Raw genomic sequence first — 599 nt, 5'->3', positions numbered from 1 at the left:
AGCCTGCGCTGCGTCATCGTCACCGGCGCCGATCCCGCCTTCTGCGCGGGTGGCGACCTCAAGGGCATGCGCGACCGCACCGGCATCATGGCCGCCACCAGCGCGGCCGAAATGCGGGAGAACTACCGCCGTGGCATCCAGCGCATCCCGCTGGCGCTGTGGGAGCTGGACCTGCCGACCATCGCCGCCATCAACGGCCCGGCGATCGGCGCGGGCCTCGACCTCGCCTGCATGTGCGACATGCGGATCGCCAGCGAGAAGGCGATCTTCGCGGAGAGCTTCGTCCGCGTGGGTATCGTCCCCGGCGACGGCGGCGCCTGGCTGCTGCCGCGCGCGGTGGGCCTCGCCATGGCGGCCGAGATGTCTTTCACCGGCGATCCGCTGAACGCGGAGCAGGGGCTGGCCGCGCGACTCGTGTCGCGCGTCGTGCCGCATGGCGAGCTGATGTCCGCGGCGAAGGAGCTGGCGGCGCGCGTGACGAAGAACCCGCCGCAGGTGCTGCGCATGACCAAGCGCCTGTTGCGCGAGGGGCAGCACATGTCGCTGGCCWCGACGCTGGAGCTCTCGGCCTCCTACCAGGCGATCGCGCAGGAGACGGC

Annotated in this window: 1 protein-coding gene; it reads left to right on the top strand. The window is 71.9% G+C overall.

Features of this window, described 5'->3' with window-relative positions:
* Positions 1-599: enoyl-CoA hydratase-related protein (locus tag AC1DWF_RS36445; protein ID WP_476843313.1), on the top strand; the 599-nt coding region annotated here is incomplete at both ends.

The organism is Aminobacter sp. P4_D5, assembly GCF_056401815.1.
The sequence above is the reverse complement of the archived record's forward strand: the minus strand, read 5'-3'. Positions and strand labels throughout refer to the sequence as shown.